The sequence below is a fragment of the Streptomyces sp. PU-14G genome (assembly GCF_041028275.1).
Classification (GTDB): domain Bacteria; phylum Actinomycetota; class Actinomycetes; order Streptomycetales; family Streptomycetaceae; genus Streptomyces.
This window is the reverse complement of record NZ_JASKYT010000806.1, coordinates 1-317: the sequence shown is the minus strand read 5'-3', so window position 1 is coordinate 317 and position 317 is coordinate 1. Positions and strand designations below refer to the sequence as shown.

General features: G+C 71.6%; 1 pseudogene. It reads right to left on the bottom strand.

From position 1 onward, the window contains the following. Positions 1 to 317: pseudogene (locus AB8Z75_RS35365) on the bottom strand (hypothetical protein); the annotation flags it as partial.

Below are 317 nucleotides of genomic sequence, written 5' to 3'. Positions count from 1 at the left end.
TTGCCGGAGTCGACGAGCCGACCACCGGCCTCCACCGAGGTGCTCACCGGTGAGGGTGGAGCGGTCGGCGACGAGGTCGGCGGGGGTGCCTTCGAAGACGATCCGGCCGCCGTCGTGGCCTGCGCCGGGGCCGAGGTCGATGATCCAGTCGGCGTGGGCCATGACCGCCTGGTGGTGCTCGGTGACGACGACCGACTTGCCGGAGTCGACGAGCCGACCACCGGCCTCCACCTCGCCGACGTCGAGCAGTTGCTCGGGCTCCTCGACCGGCTCGTCGACTCCGGCAAGTCGGTCGTCGTCACCGAGCACCACCAGGC